This is a genomic window from Rothia endophytica (assembly GCF_928381505.1).
GTDB classification, from domain to species: domain Bacteria; phylum Actinomycetota; class Actinomycetes; order Actinomycetales; family Micrococcaceae; genus Rothia; species Rothia endophytica_A.
On record NZ_CAKMSJ010000002.1, the window covers coordinates 70,612 to 88,490 of the forward strand.

14 protein-coding genes are annotated in these 17,879 nt (G+C 55.6%); all 14 read left to right on the forward strand.

Translation table 11 applies throughout. The features are described from left to right. Window positions 1-166: 166 nt before the first annotated feature. The 14 genes from dinB (at window position 167) to L6990_RS02505 (ending at window position 17,870) form a co-directional block, all read left to right on the forward strand. Window positions 167-1,420 (forward strand): DNA polymerase IV, encoded by a 1,254-nt coding sequence (gene dinB, locus L6990_RS02440; RefSeq protein ID WP_237202489.1) that lies wholly within the window; start codon window positions 167-169, stop codon window positions 1,418-1,420. Window positions 1,421-1,568: 148 nt separating this feature from the next. Beyond that, the gene (locus tag L6990_RS02445; RefSeq protein WP_237202490.1) at window positions 1,569-1,964 is read left to right on the forward strand and encodes a DUF3040 domain-containing protein; all 396 of its coding nucleotides are present in this window, start codon (window positions 1,569-1,571) and stop codon (window positions 1,962-1,964) included. 249 nt (window positions 1,965-2,213) lie between these two features. Continuing rightward, on the forward strand, window positions 2,214-2,648 hold the full coding sequence (gene mraZ, locus L6990_RS02450; RefSeq protein ID WP_237202491.1) for a division/cell wall cluster transcriptional repressor MraZ: 435 nt from the start codon (window positions 2,214-2,216) through the stop codon (window positions 2,646-2,648). Window positions 2,649-2,689: 41 nt separating this feature from the next. Further along, window positions 2,690-3,685, forward strand: coding sequence for a 16S rRNA (cytosine(1402)-N(4))-methyltransferase RsmH (rsmH, locus tag L6990_RS02455; protein ID WP_237202492.1), 996 nt, complete (start codon window positions 2,690-2,692; stop codon window positions 3,683-3,685). Continuing rightward, window positions 3,682-4,374 carry a hypothetical protein gene (locus L6990_RS02460; protein ID WP_237202493.1) on the forward strand — a complete coding sequence of 231 codons (693 nt, stop codon included), beginning with the start codon at window positions 3,682-3,684 and terminating at the stop codon, window positions 4,372-4,374. The genes rsmH and L6990_RS02460 overlap by 4 nt, the downstream gene beginning before the upstream one ends. 81 nt (window positions 4,375-4,455) lie before the next feature. After that, the gene (locus tag L6990_RS02465) at window positions 4,456-6,306 is read left to right on the forward strand and encodes a peptidoglycan D,D-transpeptidase FtsI family protein (RefSeq protein ID WP_237202494.1); all 1,851 of its coding nucleotides are present in this window, start codon (window positions 4,456-4,458) and stop codon (window positions 6,304-6,306) included. A 75-nt stretch (window positions 6,307-6,381) separates the two neighbouring features. Next, window positions 6,382-8,067, forward strand: coding sequence for a Mur ligase family protein (locus L6990_RS02470; RefSeq protein ID WP_237202495.1), 1,686 nt, complete (start codon window positions 6,382-6,384; stop codon window positions 8,065-8,067). A 16-nt stretch (window positions 8,068-8,083) separates the two neighbouring features. Further along, window positions 8,084-9,673 (forward strand): UDP-N-acetylmuramoyl-tripeptide--D-alanyl-D-alanine ligase, encoded by a 1,590-nt coding sequence (locus L6990_RS02475; RefSeq protein WP_237202496.1) that lies wholly within the window; start codon window positions 8,084-8,086, stop codon window positions 9,671-9,673. A gap of 21 nt (window positions 9,674-9,694) precedes the next feature. Further along, complete coding sequence (gene mraY, locus L6990_RS02480; RefSeq protein WP_237202497.1) at window positions 9,695-10,813, forward strand: phospho-N-acetylmuramoyl-pentapeptide-transferase; 1,119 nt, start codon at window positions 9,695-9,697, stop codon at window positions 10,811-10,813. Then, window positions 10,813-12,348 carry a UDP-N-acetylmuramoyl-L-alanine--D-glutamate ligase gene (gene murD, locus L6990_RS02485; RefSeq protein ID WP_237202498.1) on the forward strand — a complete coding sequence of 512 codons (1,536 nt, stop codon included), beginning with the start codon at window positions 10,813-10,815 and terminating at the stop codon, window positions 12,346-12,348. Before mraY ends, murD begins: the two co-directional genes overlap by 1 nt. Before the next feature lie 95 nt (window positions 12,349-12,443). Further along, on the forward strand, window positions 12,444-14,270 hold the full coding sequence (locus L6990_RS02490) for an FtsW/RodA/SpoVE family cell cycle protein (protein WP_237202499.1): 1,827 nt from the start codon (window positions 12,444-12,446) through the stop codon (window positions 14,268-14,270). Window positions 14,271-14,332: 62 nt separating this feature from the next. Then, the gene (murG, locus tag L6990_RS02495; RefSeq protein ID WP_237202500.1) at window positions 14,333-15,427 is read left to right on the forward strand and encodes an undecaprenyldiphospho-muramoylpentapeptide beta-N-acetylglucosaminyltransferase; all 1,095 of its coding nucleotides are present in this window, start codon (window positions 14,333-14,335) and stop codon (window positions 15,425-15,427) included. Continuing rightward, window positions 15,427-16,920, forward strand: a complete 1,494-nt coding sequence (murC, locus tag L6990_RS02500) for a UDP-N-acetylmuramate--L-alanine ligase (protein ID WP_237202501.1) — start codon at window positions 15,427-15,429, stop codon at window positions 16,918-16,920. Before murG ends, murC begins: the two co-directional genes overlap by 1 nt. Further along, window positions 16,917-17,870: a cell division protein FtsQ/DivIB gene (locus L6990_RS02505; protein WP_237202502.1), complete on the forward strand. Its 954-nt coding sequence runs from the start codon at window positions 16,917-16,919 to the stop codon at window positions 17,868-17,870. Before murC ends, L6990_RS02505 begins: the two co-directional genes overlap by 4 nt. Window positions 17,871-17,879 lie beyond the last annotated feature (9 nt).

Sequence of the window (17,879 nt, forward strand, 5' to 3'; positions counted from 1 at the left end):
TCCCTTGCCTTGGAATACGGAGTCTGACTCCCAGTTTATTAGATAGTGCCCTAACCTCCTATTAGGCGGGGGAGGGGTGCTAATCGGAAGGAGCGTGGGAGGTTTACAGTGAGTACATCTATGTGCTTGAATAGAATATATGTTCTAATGAAATGAGGGGCGAATTATGGCAGTACATCGTAACGGCGATGCCGTTTTGCGCTCCCGCCACCCCATCATCATGCATCTTGATATGGATGCTTTTTTCGTCAACGTTGAGCTCCTGAGTAGACCGGAGTTGCGGGGGCAGAAAATTATTGTGGCACGCGATTCCCCGCGATCAGTTGTTCTCTCAGCGTCCTATGAAGCGAGGCGCTACGGTGTGGGGTCTGCTATGCCCCTGGTGCGAGCTAAGCAGATGTGCCCAGGGGCCACCATCGTCGAACCTTCTGCCCACTACCGGGACTACTCTGTATGGGTTATGGATATTCTGCGGGATATCACAGACCGGGTGGAACAGGTAAGCGTCGATGAAGCTTTCGTTGATTTGACCGGAGCCGTGCGCACTCAGGGGAGCCCGGCGGCCATCGCGCAAAAAGCTAGAGACCGAATAGCTCATGAACTCAATCTACCGAGCTCGGTAGGTATTTCTTCCAGTAAATTTATCGCAAAAATGGCATCAACCGGCAGTAAACCTAACGGTCTTTGGGTGGTTCCGCCCTCCAGGGTACAAGAATTCCTGGATCCCCTTCCCGTTGGCAAGCTCTGGGGCGTGGGTAAGAAAAGTAACGCTGTGCTTGAAAGCCTGGGTATCCACACTGTCAAGCAACTCACTGAATACGAACTTTCATGGTTGCAGTCAAAATTTGGTCAGGCGGCGGGGGCTCATCTGTATGCCATGGCGCGCGGAGTTGACCCCCGCCCGGTAGTGACCCACCGGGAAGAAAAATCTATGGGCGCCGAGCATACTTTCTCGGTCGATGTCACTGAGTCTGAGCAAATTTCTCAGGCTGTCTATAACCTTTGCCTCAAGGTAGCCCGCAGACTGAGAATAGCTAATCGTCAGACTCGTACCCTCAGTTTGAAAATACGGTTCTCTGATTTTGAAACGCTGGCACGAGCCTGCCCGCTTGGTGCTCCTACTGCTTCAGGGAAAGTAATGTACGAGGCTGTGATGAAACAACTGCGGCAGCTTGGTTTTCTTGACCAAGCAGGTGATGCCCCCAGGGCATTAAGGCTTCTTGGTATACGCGCCGAAAAATTGGAAGATAGCGCAGCGGGGGTTCAGTTGGCGCTTCTCGAAACAAGTCTTACTCAATCGGTGCCGGAGGCGGGCGTGCACTGGCTCGAAGCTGAAGAAACTATGGATCGAATCCATGCCAAGTTCGGTTCTAAGGGATTGCTACCTGCCCGTTTGCTTACCCCGCCCAAGGGGGAGTGACCATTGGTTACGTAACCTAGTTTGCTTCCTAGTGTCTACCCAGATATACCCGCTAAAATAAAGTAACACTTAGCAAAGCCGGTGTTGACCTTATGCGTCTTGCATACACTGATTGACCGGTTGGCTGCCCGCTTACAAGGAGACCCTCATGGCGCTTTCAGAACGCGAACAGGAACTGCTATCTCAGCTTGAGAAGCAGCTCAGCGATGACCCCGCTTTTACCTCATCAATTCCTGTCGCCACTGAGCCTCAAAACCTTGGTTCCGGTACGCAGGTTTCCTCACCCCGAAACCTAGCTCTAGGAGCTCTTATCGCAGTGGTCGGGCTGGGAATCATAATTGCAGGTGTAGCTACCAAACTAATTGTTGTTGGGGTGCTGGGTTTTCTGATTACTGCGGGTGGCGTGTATTTCGCGACGCTCAAACCCAAATCGTCTGCCACACCTGCGCAGGAATCAGCATCTGCACAAAAATCTCCCAAAAGTGGTTTCATGCAAAATCTTGAAAACAAATGGGATGAGCGACAGGGAGGCCCTCGCCTGTAAAACGGGGTAGTGAATATGCTCTAGCGCTTATTCCTGAGTATTTTTCTGAGCGGTGGCTATCTAACCGAGGTTAGATAGCCACCGCTCATTTCTGTTTTCCTTGTGAAAACTCTCAAAAAGCTCACAAAATTGCTCTTTTAGGTATATGTGTGGAGTGGAGTGGAGTAAAGTGGAGGGAATAGAACAACATGAGTGTAGTTTCGTGTGGGCTGTGGTAACTGAACTTGGCAAGTAAAGGTGGTGGTGTACGTGTTTCTTGGAACGCATACGCCACGCTTGGACGTTAAGGGCAGACTCATTTTGCCGGCTAAATTCCGTGAACAACTTGAGTCGGGGGTCATTTTGACCCGTGGTCAAGAACGTTGCATCTATGTTTTCACTGTTGCTGAATTTGAGCGTATTCACGAACAACTGCGCAGTGCCCCACTGTCTTCAAAGCAAGCTAGGGACTATATTCGTGTCTTTCTGTCGGGGGCTTCTGATGAAGTGCCTGATAAGCAAGGTCGCGTTACTATTCCTCAGAATCTTCGAGAATACGCGGGGCTGGATCGCGAGCTGACCGTTATTGGTGCGGGATCGCGAGCTGAAATATGGGATTCAGTTGCCTGGGCAGAATATTTAGAAGCTCAAGAACAGTCCTTCTCAGAAACAGATGATGATCTGCTACCCGGTATTTTGCTGTAGCAAATACCCCAAAACCCCAAACACAGCTAAGGAGTGAGACCATGACCGAGGTACATAACCCTCATGCTGGCAAAGATGCCAAATACAGGCATGTGCCGGTCATGCTGGACCGTTGCCTTGATTTGTTGGCGCCAGCTATTTCTCGCCCCCAGGCTGTTGTAATTGATGGCACCCTTGGCATGGGCGGCCACTCTGAGGCCATGTTAGAGCGTTTTCCTGACCTGACCCTTATTGGTATTGACCGTGACTTGATGGCTCATCAGCTAGCTGGTGAGCGTTTGCGACGCTTCGGCGACCGTTTTATTCCCGTGCACGCTGTCTACGATGAGATTCCGCGGGCAATGGCAGAAGCCGGCGTGTCCGAGGTAGACGGAGTGCTCTTCGACCTTGGTGTCTCCTCCATGCAGCTGGATGAACGTGAGAGAGGCTTCGCTTACTCCTACGACGCTCCCCTTGATATGCGCATGGACAACACCGAGGAACTCACCGCGGCTGTAGTGGTCAATGAGTATGAAGAATTTGAGCTTCGACGCATCATCCGTCAGTGGGGCGAGGAGAAATTTGCTTCCCGCATCGCCCAGAAAATCGTAGCTGCGAGAGCCGTCAAACCTTTTGAGACGACCGGTGAGCTGGTCAAAGTAATTCAGCAAGCTGTTCCTGTGGCTGCCCAGCGTAAGGGCGGGCATCCGGCGAAACGTACTTTTCAGGCCATGCGTATCGAGGTAAACCACGAGCTGGATGCCCTGGAACGTGCTATTCCCGAGGCTATCTCGGCTCTTAACCTGGGTGGACGGTGCGTAGCTATGAGCTACCACAGCCTCGAAGACAAAATTGTGAAGCGAGCTTTTACCGCAAGAGCCACTTCAAGTGCCCCTAAGGGTTTCCCTGTGGAACTTGAAGAGCACAAGCCGGAGCTTAAAATTATTACTCGTGGTGCTGAACCACCTACAGAGACCGAAATTGAAGAAAACTCGCGCGCAGCTTCTGCCAAGCTTCGTGCGGTTGAGAAAATTAAAGTGACAAAGGCACCCCGATGAGCGCCGAACCCAGATTCCCCACCGCAGCAGACGCCGCAATGGCTAGCAGACCTCGCCTATCCGTCGTCCCCGACCAGCGACCTGAACCAGCGAAACAGCAGCGCAGGCCGCTCTCGCGCGCCCTGGCTACGCGTAGCCAGTCCAACAGGTGGAGGGTTTTTCTGGGCTTAGGGGCTATGCTCTTAGCTCTGCTAATCGTATTGGGCTTAAGCATCATGATGGCTTCCCGTCAGTATGACCTCGTAGAATTACGTGCCACTGAACAGGCCCTTTCGCAGCAGAATGAAGCCCTAGCTCAGGAAATCGAATTTCACCAGGCACCACAAGATTTAGCTATCCGTGCTAGTCAGCTGGGTATGGTTGCTTCACCTAGCAGGGCAACCATCAATCTTTCCACCGGTGAGATTTCCGGTGTGCCTATGGCTGCCCTAGAACCTTCAGAGGCAACCGATAATCTCATTGCTCCACCAGCGCTCGCTGATACCCAGGCCTATGAAGAGGCCAGTATTCGCGCTGAGGAGGAACGTAAGAAGAAAGAGGCGAAAGAGGCAGAAGCTAAGAAAGCAGAAGCTAAGGCTTCAGCCAGCGCTAGCGCCTCTGCTAACCCCGGTGCCTCTGCACAGCCCAGTTCATCTGCCGCCCCTGAGGCTTCGGCTCAGCCAGCTCAGTCACCCACCGCCAACCGCTAAGAAGGCAAGGCATTTTTTTGCCATACGTCTGCCCGGAGCGTTTCAGCGCTTCAACCACCGCACGAGCATGAAGGGGAACCTATGAGCGGTAAAAACAGCCAAGACCCCGTCGGGTCTATCAAGCGTACCGTGGGTAGACGTGGTTTCTTAGCCGGAACCGCTGCAACCGGCGGGCTGGCCTTTTTGGGCGTGAGGTTGGCTTACCTACAGGGGCTTGACCCGAATGGTTTGGCTGATGAAGCTCGCAAGAACCGTACACGAGAGCTCAAAGTGCCCGCACTACGCGGTGAGATTCTCGATATCAATGGGCACGTTATGGCTCGTAGCGTACAGCGGTATAACATTACGGTTGACCAAAGCGCCGTTGGCCCTTTTGGCCGCTACCAAGAAGGCAGCGACGAAGCGGTGGAAGTTAGCCCCACTGAACTGGTATACGAGCTTGCTGACATTCTTGAGATGAGCGACACCGACGTCAAGAACGCTCTGGATGGCGATCTTAAGTACCGGATTGTTAAGCAAAACGTGACACCTGCTATCTACAATAAGGTGCAGGCTTTGGGTGCCCCCTTTATCTACGGTGAGATTCTCTCTGACAGAAAGTACCCCAATGGTGAGGTGGCTGGGTCGGTGGTAGGTCGGTTCAGCATGGTTGAGGAGGCCGTCGCTCCAGATAGTACCGAGACCCGCACCCGTAACAACTCTGTGGGCATCGAACGCACGATGCACGACCATTTGGCGGGTAGCGACGGCAAACGCATCTATGAGATTTCAGCCGATGGCGTGCGCATCCCGATTGGCGATGAGCAGCTGACCCCGGCGGTTGATGGTAAGAACGTTCGACTGACGATTAATCAGGACGTTCAGTATTTTGCCCAGCAGGTTGTTAAGGCCCGTGCCGAAGAGCTGAAGGCTGAGTGGGGAACCGCTATTGTCATGGACGTCCGTGATGGCTCCTTGCTTGCTTTGGCAGACTCCTCGACCATGGACCCAGGCGCTGAACGTTTCGAGCTGGCTGACATGAACCCCAGGGCTTTGAGCCAGGTCTTTGAGCCCGGTTCAACCGAGAAAATCTTGACCACTGCTGCTGTCTTTGAAGAAGGACTGGCTGAGCCTGAAACGGTCTTTGATGTGCCTGCCCAGCTTGAAATTGAGGGGCAGACCATCACCGATGCCTTCACCCACCCGGCTCAAAAACGTACCGTTGCGGGTATCATCGCTAACTCCATGAATACCGGAACAGTCATGATGGGCAGTAAACTTAGCCGCGAGCAGCGCTATAACTGGCTCAAGAAATTTGGTATGGGGGAATACACTGGGGTTGAATTGACCGGTGAATCACAGGGGCTAGTTGCGGATTGGCGTGACTGGGATATCCGCCAGCAATACACGGTTCTTTTTGGACAGGGCTTGGCGCAAAGCGCGCTGCAAACCTCACTCATTTTTCAGACGGTTGCCAATAAAGGCATTAAGCTCAAACCTCGAATCATCGATGCCATTATCGACACCGATGGCACTGAGGAGGTGCTTCCTGTTGCTGAGGGGCAGCGTGTAATGAGTGAAGAGACCGCGCGCAAGACTCTCCAAGTGATGGAAGCCATGGTTTACCAAGGCGGTGCAGAAGCCGCTCAGGTTGAAGGTTACAGAGTGGCGGGCAAGACCGGCACCGCAGAAAACGTGGGGGAGGGGTCTGCAGTCTACGATGGGTGGACGACGTCCTTCGTGGGTATTGCACCCACCGAAAATCCCCGCTTCTTGGTCTCTGTCACTATGCACCGCCCAAAGACCACTGCTTCTGCGGTTGGGCTAGCGGGCACCACGGCACAGTTCTCCCAAATTATGGAGAAAGTATTGCACACCTATAACGTGCCACGATCGACCAGCGATCCAACCGAAACCCCCAAGTTTGCTGAGGGTCATGATGAAACCGGCTAAAGTTGACCGTGTTGAAGAACAATTTTGAATGCCAGGCGGGCACTTCCGCTCTTATCGCTAACGGAGGGTGAACCAATGACCGAGAAGAAAAACCTCGTAGGTAATGCTCAAACTCTGCGCCCTGCGCGGGTTGCTGGTTGCACCCCCGCACAGGTGGTTCAGTGGTTGGCTGAGCAAGATATTTCTGCCCGTGAACTCCAAGGCGCACGGGCGATTACCGGTCTCACCATGGATTCCCGGGAAGTGCAGGAGGGTGACCTTTATGTTGCCCTGGGCGGGGCGAAAGCGCACGGAGCTTCCTTCGTTGAAGCTGCCTTGAAGCTGGGCGCCTCGGCCCTGCTGACGGATGCTGAGGGGCTAGAGATTGCACAAGCTAGCACTGAAATACCTGGCGACTTTGGCATTGTTGTCTGCGAAGACCTACGCAGGGCAGTAGGCCCACTTTCAGCGCGCATCTATAACTCTCAACCCGAGGACGGCAGCGCGCCCCGGCTCTTTGCCATGACAGGCACTAACGGTAAAACAACCTCCACCTACATGATTAATTCCATCATGAAGGCGCTGGGTCACACGACCGGGCTGATTGGCACCATCGAGATTCTCGCAGGTGGTCAAGCGATCCCCTCAAAACTCACCACCCCTGAATCCCCCCACGTCCACTCCCTGATTGCGCTCATGCGCGAACAAAATATTACGGCAGCCGCGATGGAGGTTTCCTCGCATGCGCTGGATTACCGCAGGGTGGACGGCATTCGCTATGACATTTCAGGCTTTACGAATCTGACGCAGGATCACCTTGATCTGCACGGAACCATGCAGAGCTACTTTGAGTCCAAGTCAGAGCTCTTCACCCCGCAGCGGTCTCGCCGCGCCGTCATCACCGTTGACGATGAATGGGGCGAAAAAATGGCTCAGGGTGCCGTTGACGCGATGGGGGCTGAAAACGTCGTCCGCCTGGCAACAGCTCACGGAGCCGGCCTAACCTCTCTGCCAGCTCATTTTGGGGCAGGGGACTGGGCACTGGTGGACGTCGCCCGTCATGGTATCGGGCATACCTTCACGGTGCAGCGCGGTGATGGCACAAAGCTCACCACATCAACCCAGCTACCTGCTGACTTCAATGTCTCTAACGCTGCCCTGGCAGCAGTCATGGTCTATGAGAGCGCCCGTGATGTGGCAGAGCGCGAATTCATCCAAAAAGTTTTGGCTGACCCAGCCACTCTCACCCCCGTCGTCCCGGGCCGTATGCAGCTGATTTCCACGGCGCCCACTGCTCTGGTCGATTTCGCCCATAACCCGGACGCTCTGAAGCGAGCTCTTGAGGCCATTGAACCTGCTAGTTCTGAGGGCAAAATTATTATTGTCTTTGGAGCCACCGGTGAAAGGGACCAGACCAAGCGCCCCATCATGGGTGAGGTCGCAGCTACTTACGCAGATATTGTGGTGGTTACTGATGATGACCCGCACGGTGAGGCAGCCGCCCCCATCCGCGAAGCTGTAGCTGCTGGCGCCCTAGCAGCGGTTGAAGGTGGAGCCCGGGCTAGCCAGGTTCTTAACCTTGAGCCGCGCTCCCATGCCATTGCCGAAGCGATCAAGTTGGCAGGCCCTGCCGATTCCATTTTGATTGCTGGGCGAGGGCACGAAGTTGCCCAGGATGTAGCAGGCACCGATATTGAACTTGATGACAGGGTTGAGACTGCAAAAGCACTAGAAGAAACCGGTTTTACCGTGCTTGAAGCCTACTCAACCGAGCGAAAGTAAACTTAAAGGTGAACCTATGATTGAACTTTCAGCCCAAGAGATTTCTGAGGCAGTTGCCGGCACCTTACTCGGTGCTGCCGCTGTAGCTGCGGACACAATTACCTGCACCTCGGCCACGACCGACTCACGAGAGGTGAGCGCCAAGACTCTCTTCTTGGCCAAGCCCGGTGAAGTGACCGATGGGCACCAGTATCTGCAGCAGGCCTTCACCGCTGGAGCTACGCTGGCTCTAGTCGAACGTGAAGTGACCGCTGATAGCGGAGAGCTTTACCCCTCCGTTCTGGTGGACGATGTCGTCTTAGCCATGGGACGCCTAGCTGCTTACATCGTGAAGCGGCTACGCGCTCGCGGAGAAATCACCGTGGTGGGTATTACCGGTTCAGCCGGCAAAACCACGACCAAGGACCTACTCGCCAGCATCTTTGGTGCCAAAGGTAAGACCGTTGCTCCCGTTGGGTCCTTCAACGGAGAAGTGGGCGTGCCCCTGACCGTCTTCAGGGCTGAGGAAGATACCCGTTATCTGGTTATTGAGATGGGCGCCGACCGCGTGGGGAACATCAAATACCTCACCGATATGATTCAACCTGACTACGGCGTAGTGCTCAAAGTGGGTACTGCCCACGCCGGAGAGTTTGGCGGCGTCGATAATATCGAAGCAACCAAGGGCGAAATGGCTGAAGGCGTACTTTCGGGCCTAGGCCTCAACATCGACGACTACCGCGTGCGCCGCATGATCAACCGCGCGTCCGTGCCCGTAACCTACTTCGGGGTAGAGGGGCAAGAAGCCGAGGTGACCACCAGTGTCAATCCAGGTGTCTCAGAAGAACGCATGGTGGCTGAAAATCTCACCACCGATGACGCCGGCTGCCCTCTCTTTACCCTGGTCTTTCCCAACGGTGAAGGTGCCGAGATCCGGTCAAAGCTTATCGGTGAGCACCATGTCTACAACCTCCTTGCTGCAGCAACAGTGGCCTATAACTGCGGTGTTTTACCCGAGGAGATCGCTGCGGCAATGAACAGTGCGCAAGCTACCTCCAAATGGCGCATGCAGCGTACTGACCGTGCAGACGGCGTTACCATCATCAACGATGCCTACAACGCTAACCCTGAGTCCATGACCGCTGCTCTGCAGACCCTAGCCCAGCTAGGCCGCCTGCCCTCGACCAATCGTACCTGGGCTGTTTTGGGCGCCATGCTAGAGCTGGGGGAGCGTTCCCTCTTCGAGCATGATCGTATTGGTCAGCTCGCGGTTCGTATGAATATCTCAAAGCTCATCGCCGTGGGTGATGTCGCTAAGCCCATCTACAACACAGCCCACCTTGAAGGCTCATGGGGTAATGAGGCAACCTGGGTAGCTACACCCGAAGAGGCTTTCGCACTGCTCCAGGGTGAGGTCCAGCCCGGAGATATCGTCCTCTTCAAGTCATCCAACGGTGCTGGCTTAGGGGCGCTAGGTCAGCGTGTCGCTGACTTCGAAGGCAACCTTACCCTCACCGATGAGACAACCGCCGCATCTTGGTTGAGCGCAGGTGACTTTGTGGGCACGCTAGACTCATTCAATGGTGAAGAAACAGACTCCTCACCTTCAACTTCTACACACTCATAACCGGGAAGAAACAGACTCCGTATGATTTCCATTCTGTTGGCTGCAGCTTTCGGCTTGATCATCTCGATCGTCGGAACACCGATTTACACCAAATGGCTGGTGAAACAGCAGTTTGGCCAGTTCATCCGCGAAGATGGCCCTACCTCCCATCAGACTAAGCGAGGCACCCCCACTATGGGCGGTGTCATGATGATGCTGGCAACGGTGCTGGGTTTCTTCTTCTCCCTCTGGTTATCAGCAGCTATTTTTGGTACTTCCTGGGCAGCGTCCGCCTCGGTTTTGCTTGCTATGTTCCTCATGCTGGGCATGGCCGGTGTTGGCTTTATCGATGATTTCAAGAAAATCTGGAAGAAGCAGAGCGAGGGGCTGACCCCCAAGGGCAAGATTGTCTTGCAGGGGCTGATTGGCACTCTCTTCGCGGCCGGTGCCCTCTTCTTGAAGGACGACCGCGGGTGGGCTCCTGCCTCGAGCAAGATTTCATTCACCCGGGATATCTCCTGGTTGGATCTAGGTTTTGCCGGCCCCATTGTTCTTCTGCTTCTCTTCATCATTTGGGCTAACCTCATTGCCACCGCAACTACCAACGCTGTAAACCTCACCGATGGCCTTGATGGCTTGGCTACGGGAGCTGCGATTCTGGTCTTTAGCGGCTACCTGCTGATTTCTATGTGGCAGCAGCAGCACCTCTGCACCCCTGCCCCCATGGACACCGTCTGCTATGAGGTTCCTGCCTCCGGCCAGATGGCAATGCTCGCGGCATCCCTTATTGGTGCTCTCATCGGCTTCCTCTGGTGGAACACCTCACCGGCAACCATCTTCATGGGGGACACCGGTTCGCTGGGCCTCGGTGGTGCCCTGGCTGCCTTTGCCATCATTACCCGCACCCAGCTGCTTCTGCCCATTATTGCCGGCCTCTTTGTCATCATTGCTATCTCGGTCATCCTGCAGGTGGGCTACTTCAAAATGAGCGGCGGCAAGCGAATCTTCCGCATGGCGCCCCTGCAACACCACTTCGAACTAAAGGGCTGGGCAGAAGTTAACGTGGTCGTTCGCTTCTGGATTCTTGCCGGTCTTTTTGTTGCCGTAGCTCTAGGCATCTTCTACGGTGACTGGCTCATGAGTAATGGAGGCTCCTTCTAATGAAGGCTAATAATGAAAACCCCGTCTACGGCTATGAACGCCTTGAGCAGCTGACCACCTGGGATTCAGACTGGGCTGGGCTACGCGTCGTCGTAGCGGGTCTCGGCGTATCGGGTTTCGCTACTGCTGATACCCTCATCGAGCTGGGCGCTCGCGTTGTGGTGGTCGACGGTAACGACACCGAAGCCAACCAGACCAAAGCCACCACCCTGAGCATTGTGGGTGCCGCAGAGACCCTGCTAGGCGCAGGTTCCATGGACTCTCTGCCCCTGGTTGAAGGTCAGCCCGCCGAGCTAGTGGTTACCTCCCCGGGCCTACCACCGGCGCTGGGCATCCTGGCCGACGCCCGGGATCAAAAGATTCAAATTTGGGGCGATGTTGAGCTTGCCTGGCGCGTGCGCGAACGCGAAGGACGCAAGACTGCCCAGTGGCTCTGCATCACCGGAACCAACGGTAAAACCACCACCGTGGGCATGACCGAATCCATCCTCCAGACCGCTGGCCACAAGGCCATCGCCGTGGGTAACGTGGGCACCCCTATTCTTGATGCCCTGCGTGACCCGGTGGAATATGACTTCTTTGCCGTTGAACTCTCCAGCTTCCAACTGCACTGGACCTACTCTCTCTCACCCCTCGCCTCGGTGGTGCTCAATGTAGCCGAGGACCATGTGGACTGGCACGAGGGCTACGCAAACTACCTGGCTGATAAAGCCCGCGTGTACGAGAACACGCAGGTTGCCTGCATCTTCAACGCCAACCAGGACGAAATTGTGCGCATGGTTGAAGAAGCTGATGTGGTTGAGGGCTGCCGAGCTATCGGTTTTTGGGCCGACACCCCCGCGCTGTCAATGTTCGGTGTGGTTGATGGCCTGCTAGTCGACCGGGCTTTTTTGGATGACCGCCGTCATCAGGCCCTTGAAGTTGCCGCTGTTTCTGATACTGGTCAACTACCCACCAAGCACACTGTTGAGAATGCTCTGGCCGCTGCTGCGCTCACTCGAGCCGCCGGTATCAGCCCGGAACAGGTAAAGGCTGGCTTACAAAACTATGAGCCGGGAGCTCACCGCATTCAGCTGGTTGCCAACACTCACGGGGTGCTGTGGGTCAATGACTCCAAAGCGACCAACCCCCACGCTGCCAACGCCTCACTGGAGTCCTTCAACCCGGTGATCTGGGTTGCCGGTGGCCTATCTAAAGGCGTGACCTATGATGAGCTGGTTCAAAACCATAAGGACCGCCTCAAAGCTGTAGTGATGATTGGCACCGATACCGGTGCCCTGCAATCCGCACTAGACCGCCACGCACCCGAGGTGCCCGTACACAACATGACGCAGAGCGTCCTGCTATCCAACCAGACAGACGGTGCTGCCGTCATGCAGTTGGCGGTCGCCAAAGCCCACGAGATTTCTGAACAGAATGACACCGTGCTGATGGCACCTGCTGCGGCTTCTATGGATCAGTTTGCATCCTACGCTGATCGCGGTAACGCTTTCATCGATGCAGTGACAGACCTGGTCAATCAGATCAACTCCTAGCTGTGCTCACGGGGAGGGCTTCACATCTTGGGGCCCGCCCCCTGCATTTTAAGACCGCAACCAGAGAGCCTCTTCCCGAAAGAAGTGATGACACCGTGAGCCTCACTGCTACACCTACACCGAGCCCATCAAACGGTGGGCGGGTACGCCACACCGCACACTGGCTCAAAGAGCAGTGGGAGCGGGTTCAGCTGCGCCTGAGCTCAATGGTCCTGAGCGATGTGCCCCTGGTCCTTATCGGCACGGTGGTTGTGCTTACCTCGTTCGGCATCATCATGGTGCTCTCAGCATCGAGCGTGGAGCAGATTTCAGCAGGTTTGCAGCCCTACGCCCAGGCGCGCTCTCAGGGCTTCTATGCTGTGCTGGGTCTGCTGGCCATGGTGGTGATAGGTTTCTTCATTCCTGTGCGGCTTTACCGTAACCGTTTGGCGCTGAACTTAGCCCTCGGGGCATGCGCTTTGCTGCTGCTAGCGGTTATCTTCGTGGGTGTTGAGGTTGGCGGTAATAAGAACTGGATTTCCCTGGGCGGTATCAGAATTCAGCCTTCAGAGATTGCCAAGCCGGTGATGATCCTGTGGCTGGCACTGGTCTTTTCACGGCAGGGGCAGATTGACCGCGGGCGCCCTGCCCAAACCATCTTCAAGGCGCTCTTCCCTGCCGCCTTGGGGCTCATCACGATCGTGGGTCTGATTCTGGCAGGCCATGATTTGGGTACAGTGCTGGTTTACGGTCTCTTCTTTTCCACCATGCTGCTGGCGGCTAAACCTTCGCGTATTACGGTCGTTTCGGTCTTTAGCCTTCTAGGGTTCGCAGCTCTGGCTCTGGTAGCGATAAGCCCTAACCGTATCGAACGAATTTTTAATACCTTCGCTTTCTGGAAAGAGTGTGTGGAGGCATCCTGTGACCAGGCTAATTCTGGCTTAGCCGCTCTAGCCACCGGTGGCTTCTGGGGAGTCGGATTGGGGCAGTCGCGTCAGAAATACAACTACCTGCCAGAGGCCCATAACGACTACATTTTCGCCGTTATTGGCGAAGAGTTAGGGCTGCTGGGTAGTCTGTCGGTCCTGGTGCTCTATGGAGCACTGATCTACTGCGCCATGCGCATCATTCTTCGATCCTCAGACCTGTTCATTCGCTTTGCCACCATTGGGCTGATTACCTGGTTGGTGGGGCAGGCCATGATGAACATCGCTATGGTCGTCGGTATGATGCCGGTGATCGGTGTGCCCCTTCCCTACGTTTCCTATGGTGGGTCCTCACTGATTTCATCCCTAATTGCTGCAGGTATTTTGATTGCATTCGCGCGCCAAACCCCGCTTCAACCCATCATGGGCGAAGAATCTAGGGTTGGTAACGGAGGCTCTGTGCAAAAGGACGCCGCTCGCCGGGTAAAACTTGGGCGCTTGGTGGCTGCTGAACAAGAGAAAATCTCAGCTGACCCCTACAACTCGGGCTGGACTCTTGAAAAGTTCATCCAGCGGTTCAAACTTGATAGGTTAGCCTCTGCCGTTGCCGGTAGCACCGCGCCAGCTGGGGCAAATGAGCACCAATCGCGGCAGGCCGGCCCACGTCAGCAAGGCGGCGGTTCAGTCGACGCCGGTGGGCGCGTGTCACCGCAGACTGCGCACCGCTCTGGTGAACGTCTACAACCCGAAGGCATGAAAAGCTCACCCGCTCCGCGGTCAGCCGGGACTGCACCAGTCCACCCCTCCGCTCGCACCCAGCAAGCTAAGCAGGGTACTCAAGGGGAGCAGAACACTCGGGCCTCGAATGCAACCCCCTCAACGCCTAAGCTACCTAAGGCGCAGCCAGAACCAGAACCCAAAATTCCCGCTGGTTTGCGCACTATCAAAAAAGCTCGTGAGGTTCCAGCACGAGATTCTGAGGGCGGTCTATCTGGCGGCAAGACACCCCGCGAATAGTGCCCCGGGCGCTGAATGCGTAAACTGTAAGGCGTAAACAACCTTTTTCATGGAGCGAATGAATGACCAAGGCACCAACCGTAGTGCTTGCAGGGGGCGGCACCGCCGGGCACATTAACCCGATGCTTGCTATAGCACGTGCGCTCAAGGACCAAGAACCCAGCGTCAACATCATGACAGTAGGTACTGAAGGTAGCATGGAAGCAACCATGGTACCGGCCGCTGGCTTTGAGATAAGCTTCATCCCCAAGGTTCCCTTTCCCCGACGTCCTACCCTGGATGCGCTCAAATTTCCCCTCAAATTTAAGCAATCACTGAATGTGGCGGAGAAGATACTGACCGACAATTCAGCATCCGTTGTGGTCGGAGTCGGCGGTTACGTGTGTACTCCTATGTACTTGGCCGCACAAAAGCTTGGCCTGCCGGTAGTGATTCATGAAGCTAATGCTAAGCCCGGTTTAGCTAATAAAGTCGGCGCCAAAAAAGCTGCTGTAGTGGCCACTGCCTTCCCCGATACACCCATCAAGAACGCTCAGCTGGTGGGCATGCCTATGCGCCAGAACATTGCAGAGCTGGATCGGGTCGCCGAAGCAACTGCGGCTCGCGAGCGGCTGGGGCTAGACCCTCACCTGCCGACCCTGGTAGTGACCGGTGGTTCGCTCGGCGCCCTCAGCCTCAATAAGGCTATTGAAGAGATAGTCGATGATATCGCCGGGTGGGGCTTTCAGGTTCTCCACATCACAGGTCGAGATAAAGCACTGCGCACCCCGCAGGGCGAGATTCGTGAAGCGCCTGCCTATCATCAGGTTGAATTCATTACTTCCATGGAAGATGTCTATGCCGCTGCTGATCTGTTGATTGTGCGCTCAGGAGCCGCCACCGTCAGCGAAGTAGCTGCGGTGGGCGTTCCTGCAATCTTTGTGCCGCTGCCCATCGGCAACGGTGAGCAGGCTTTGAACGCTAAGAGCCTGGTCGATGCCGGGGGAGGGCTGCTCGTTGCCGACGCTGACTTCACAGCAGACTGGTTCCGCCAGCATGTACCGGCTTTGCTGACCGACCATAAGAAACTTAAAGACATGGCTAGCACCTCGTACCAGCACGGTATTCGTGACGCTGCTGCTGTGGTGGCCCGTAAAATACTGGAGGTAGCTCACTAATGACTGACTCACTCATCAATCTTTCTATCGACCTTCCCGCTCCGCTGACCCCTCCCTTCCCCGAGCGTCCAGTTTTGGACCAGCTGGGGCACGTTCACTTCATCGGCATCGGCGGTGCCGGCATGAGTGCTGTTGCCCGGCTGATGCTGCAGGCTGGGATGACGGTTAGCGGTTCAGATAAGGCAGAGGGTGCAACCCTGGACTCTCTGAGACAACTGGGCGCTACCGTTTACACTCCGCAGGCAGCTGAGAATATTAGCGGTGCTCAGACGGTGGTGATTTCTACAGCAATTCGCGAAGATAACCCTGAGCTTGCTGCCGCTCGTGCTTCCGGTCTGCTGGTGCTCCACCGGTCAGAGGCCCTAGCGGCTACCATGCGGGACTCGAAGGTCATCGCTGTTGCCGGGACCCACGGTAAAACCACCACCAGTTCTATGATCTCGGTGATGATGTCAGGTCTTGAGCTTTCACCCTCATTTGCGGTTGGCTCAACGATCGCTGGCTTCGGTAGCAACGCCCACCTGGGGGCTGCTGGCCCTGAGAGTTGGTTTGTGGCTGAGGCAGATGAATCTGACGGTTCCTTCGTGCGTTACCGCCCAGAAATTGCGGTGGTTACTAACGCTGAACCAGACCACCTGGATTTCTACGGCACCGCCGAACGGGTGACAGAAGCCTTCAACCGGTTCATTGGCTCAATGGCACCTGGCGGTGTGCTGGTCACCTGTGCCGATGACGCCGGTGCCTCCAAGCTAGCAGAGCGTGCCCGCTCAGCAGGTGTGGACGTCGTGACCTACGGCGAAACCTCTGAAGCCCAGGTGCAGCTCACGGGCATCACCTCGCACGGCACTGAATGCTCATCAAACCTGGTCTGGGACTTCACCGTGGGGCAGCAGAAGTTCGCCGGGCATATCACCCTCACCCTGCCGGTGCCGGGCGTCCACAACCAGCTCAACGCGACCGCAGGATTTATCTGTGCACTCATTGCGGGAGCCTCACCGTCGGATGCGGTTCAAGCGCTCGGCAACTTTACCGGAACTGACCGCCGGTTTACCCTGCGCGGCGAGGCCGCCGGTGTGAAGGTCTTTGACGATTACGCCCACCATCCCACTGAAGTTCAGCGTGCTCTGGAGACGGGCAGGACCGTTGCAGCCGGACACAACCTTTACGTGCTGTTCCAGCCCCATCTCTTTTCCCGCACCAAAGAGTTCTCGGCAGAATTTGCCCGTTCACTGTCACAGGCAGACCGGTCCTACGTACTAGATATCTATCCAGCTCGTGAACAACCGATGGAGGACGTCACTAGCCACCTGATTACTGATGCCGGTTACTCTGAGGTGCACTATGCACCAGATGCCCACGAGGCCGTCCGGTCAATTGTTGCCGCAGCTCTGCCCGGTGACATCATAATGACGGTTGGAGCCGGTGATATTACCGCCTACGGCCAAGAGCTGGTCAACCAGCTGCGTGCACGTGAAAGCTCTGCAGCCCAGTGAGTCACCCCAAAAACGGCTCACCGGATCAGCACGCCGCCTCAAAGAAAAGTGGACGCCAGCGGACGCCACGGGTCCGCCTCAATTCTTCAAAGGTTGAGCAGCTGAGCGGTGAGACAGACAACCTCGTTGATATCTCAACCAATAGCCGGTTTGCGCAGTGGAGGCGTGATCACGCCGAACAGCCTCACCGAGAAGATGCAGATACAGAGAGCCAATCAGCCGATCAGCAAAGCCAACCTCAACCGGAAAGAACACCTCGGTCTGTTAGCCGGTTGAAAGGCTGGTTCTACGGGCTTGCAACGGTGGTAGTTGTAGCTGCCCTGTTCGTGGGTGTGGTCTTTTTCTCCCCCCTTCTCGCTACTCGCACCATCACGGTGGAGGGGGCGTCCTTGCTTGATTCCTCTTACGTCAAGGATCAGCTGGTTCCCCTAGAGGGGGTACCGATGACCAGAGTTACTGAGGATCAAGTCGCTGATCTGGTGGGCAACCAGGAGGTGCTCCGAGGCGTCAGCCTTGAAGCTAGACCACCTCATGAACTGGTGGTCAAGCTTCATGAGCGCGTACCGGTTGCCGTGGTTAAGGATGACGATGCTTATGTGCTCGTTGATGACGAAGGTAAGCAGCTTCGGACTACCGAAACTGTAGAGAGTGCTGGGGTTCCATTAGTGGATGGAGGAACAGACATTCTGGGTACGCCGGAATTTACGACAGTGACGGGGGTTCTGGCAGCTTTACCAACGTCTATTTTGTCTCAGGTTTCTGAAGCGACTGCTGATTCGGCGTCAACCATTAACTTGCAGATGGCTGATGGCACCCGAGTTATTTGGGGGACACCCGCTGAAAGTGAACTTAAGGCTAAGGTTTTGATGAGCCTGATGGAATCAGTGGGCGCTGAGGGCGCCGTGACCGTCTATGACGTTTCCAGCCCACTTGTTCCCACCGTCAAGTAGTTAAACCTA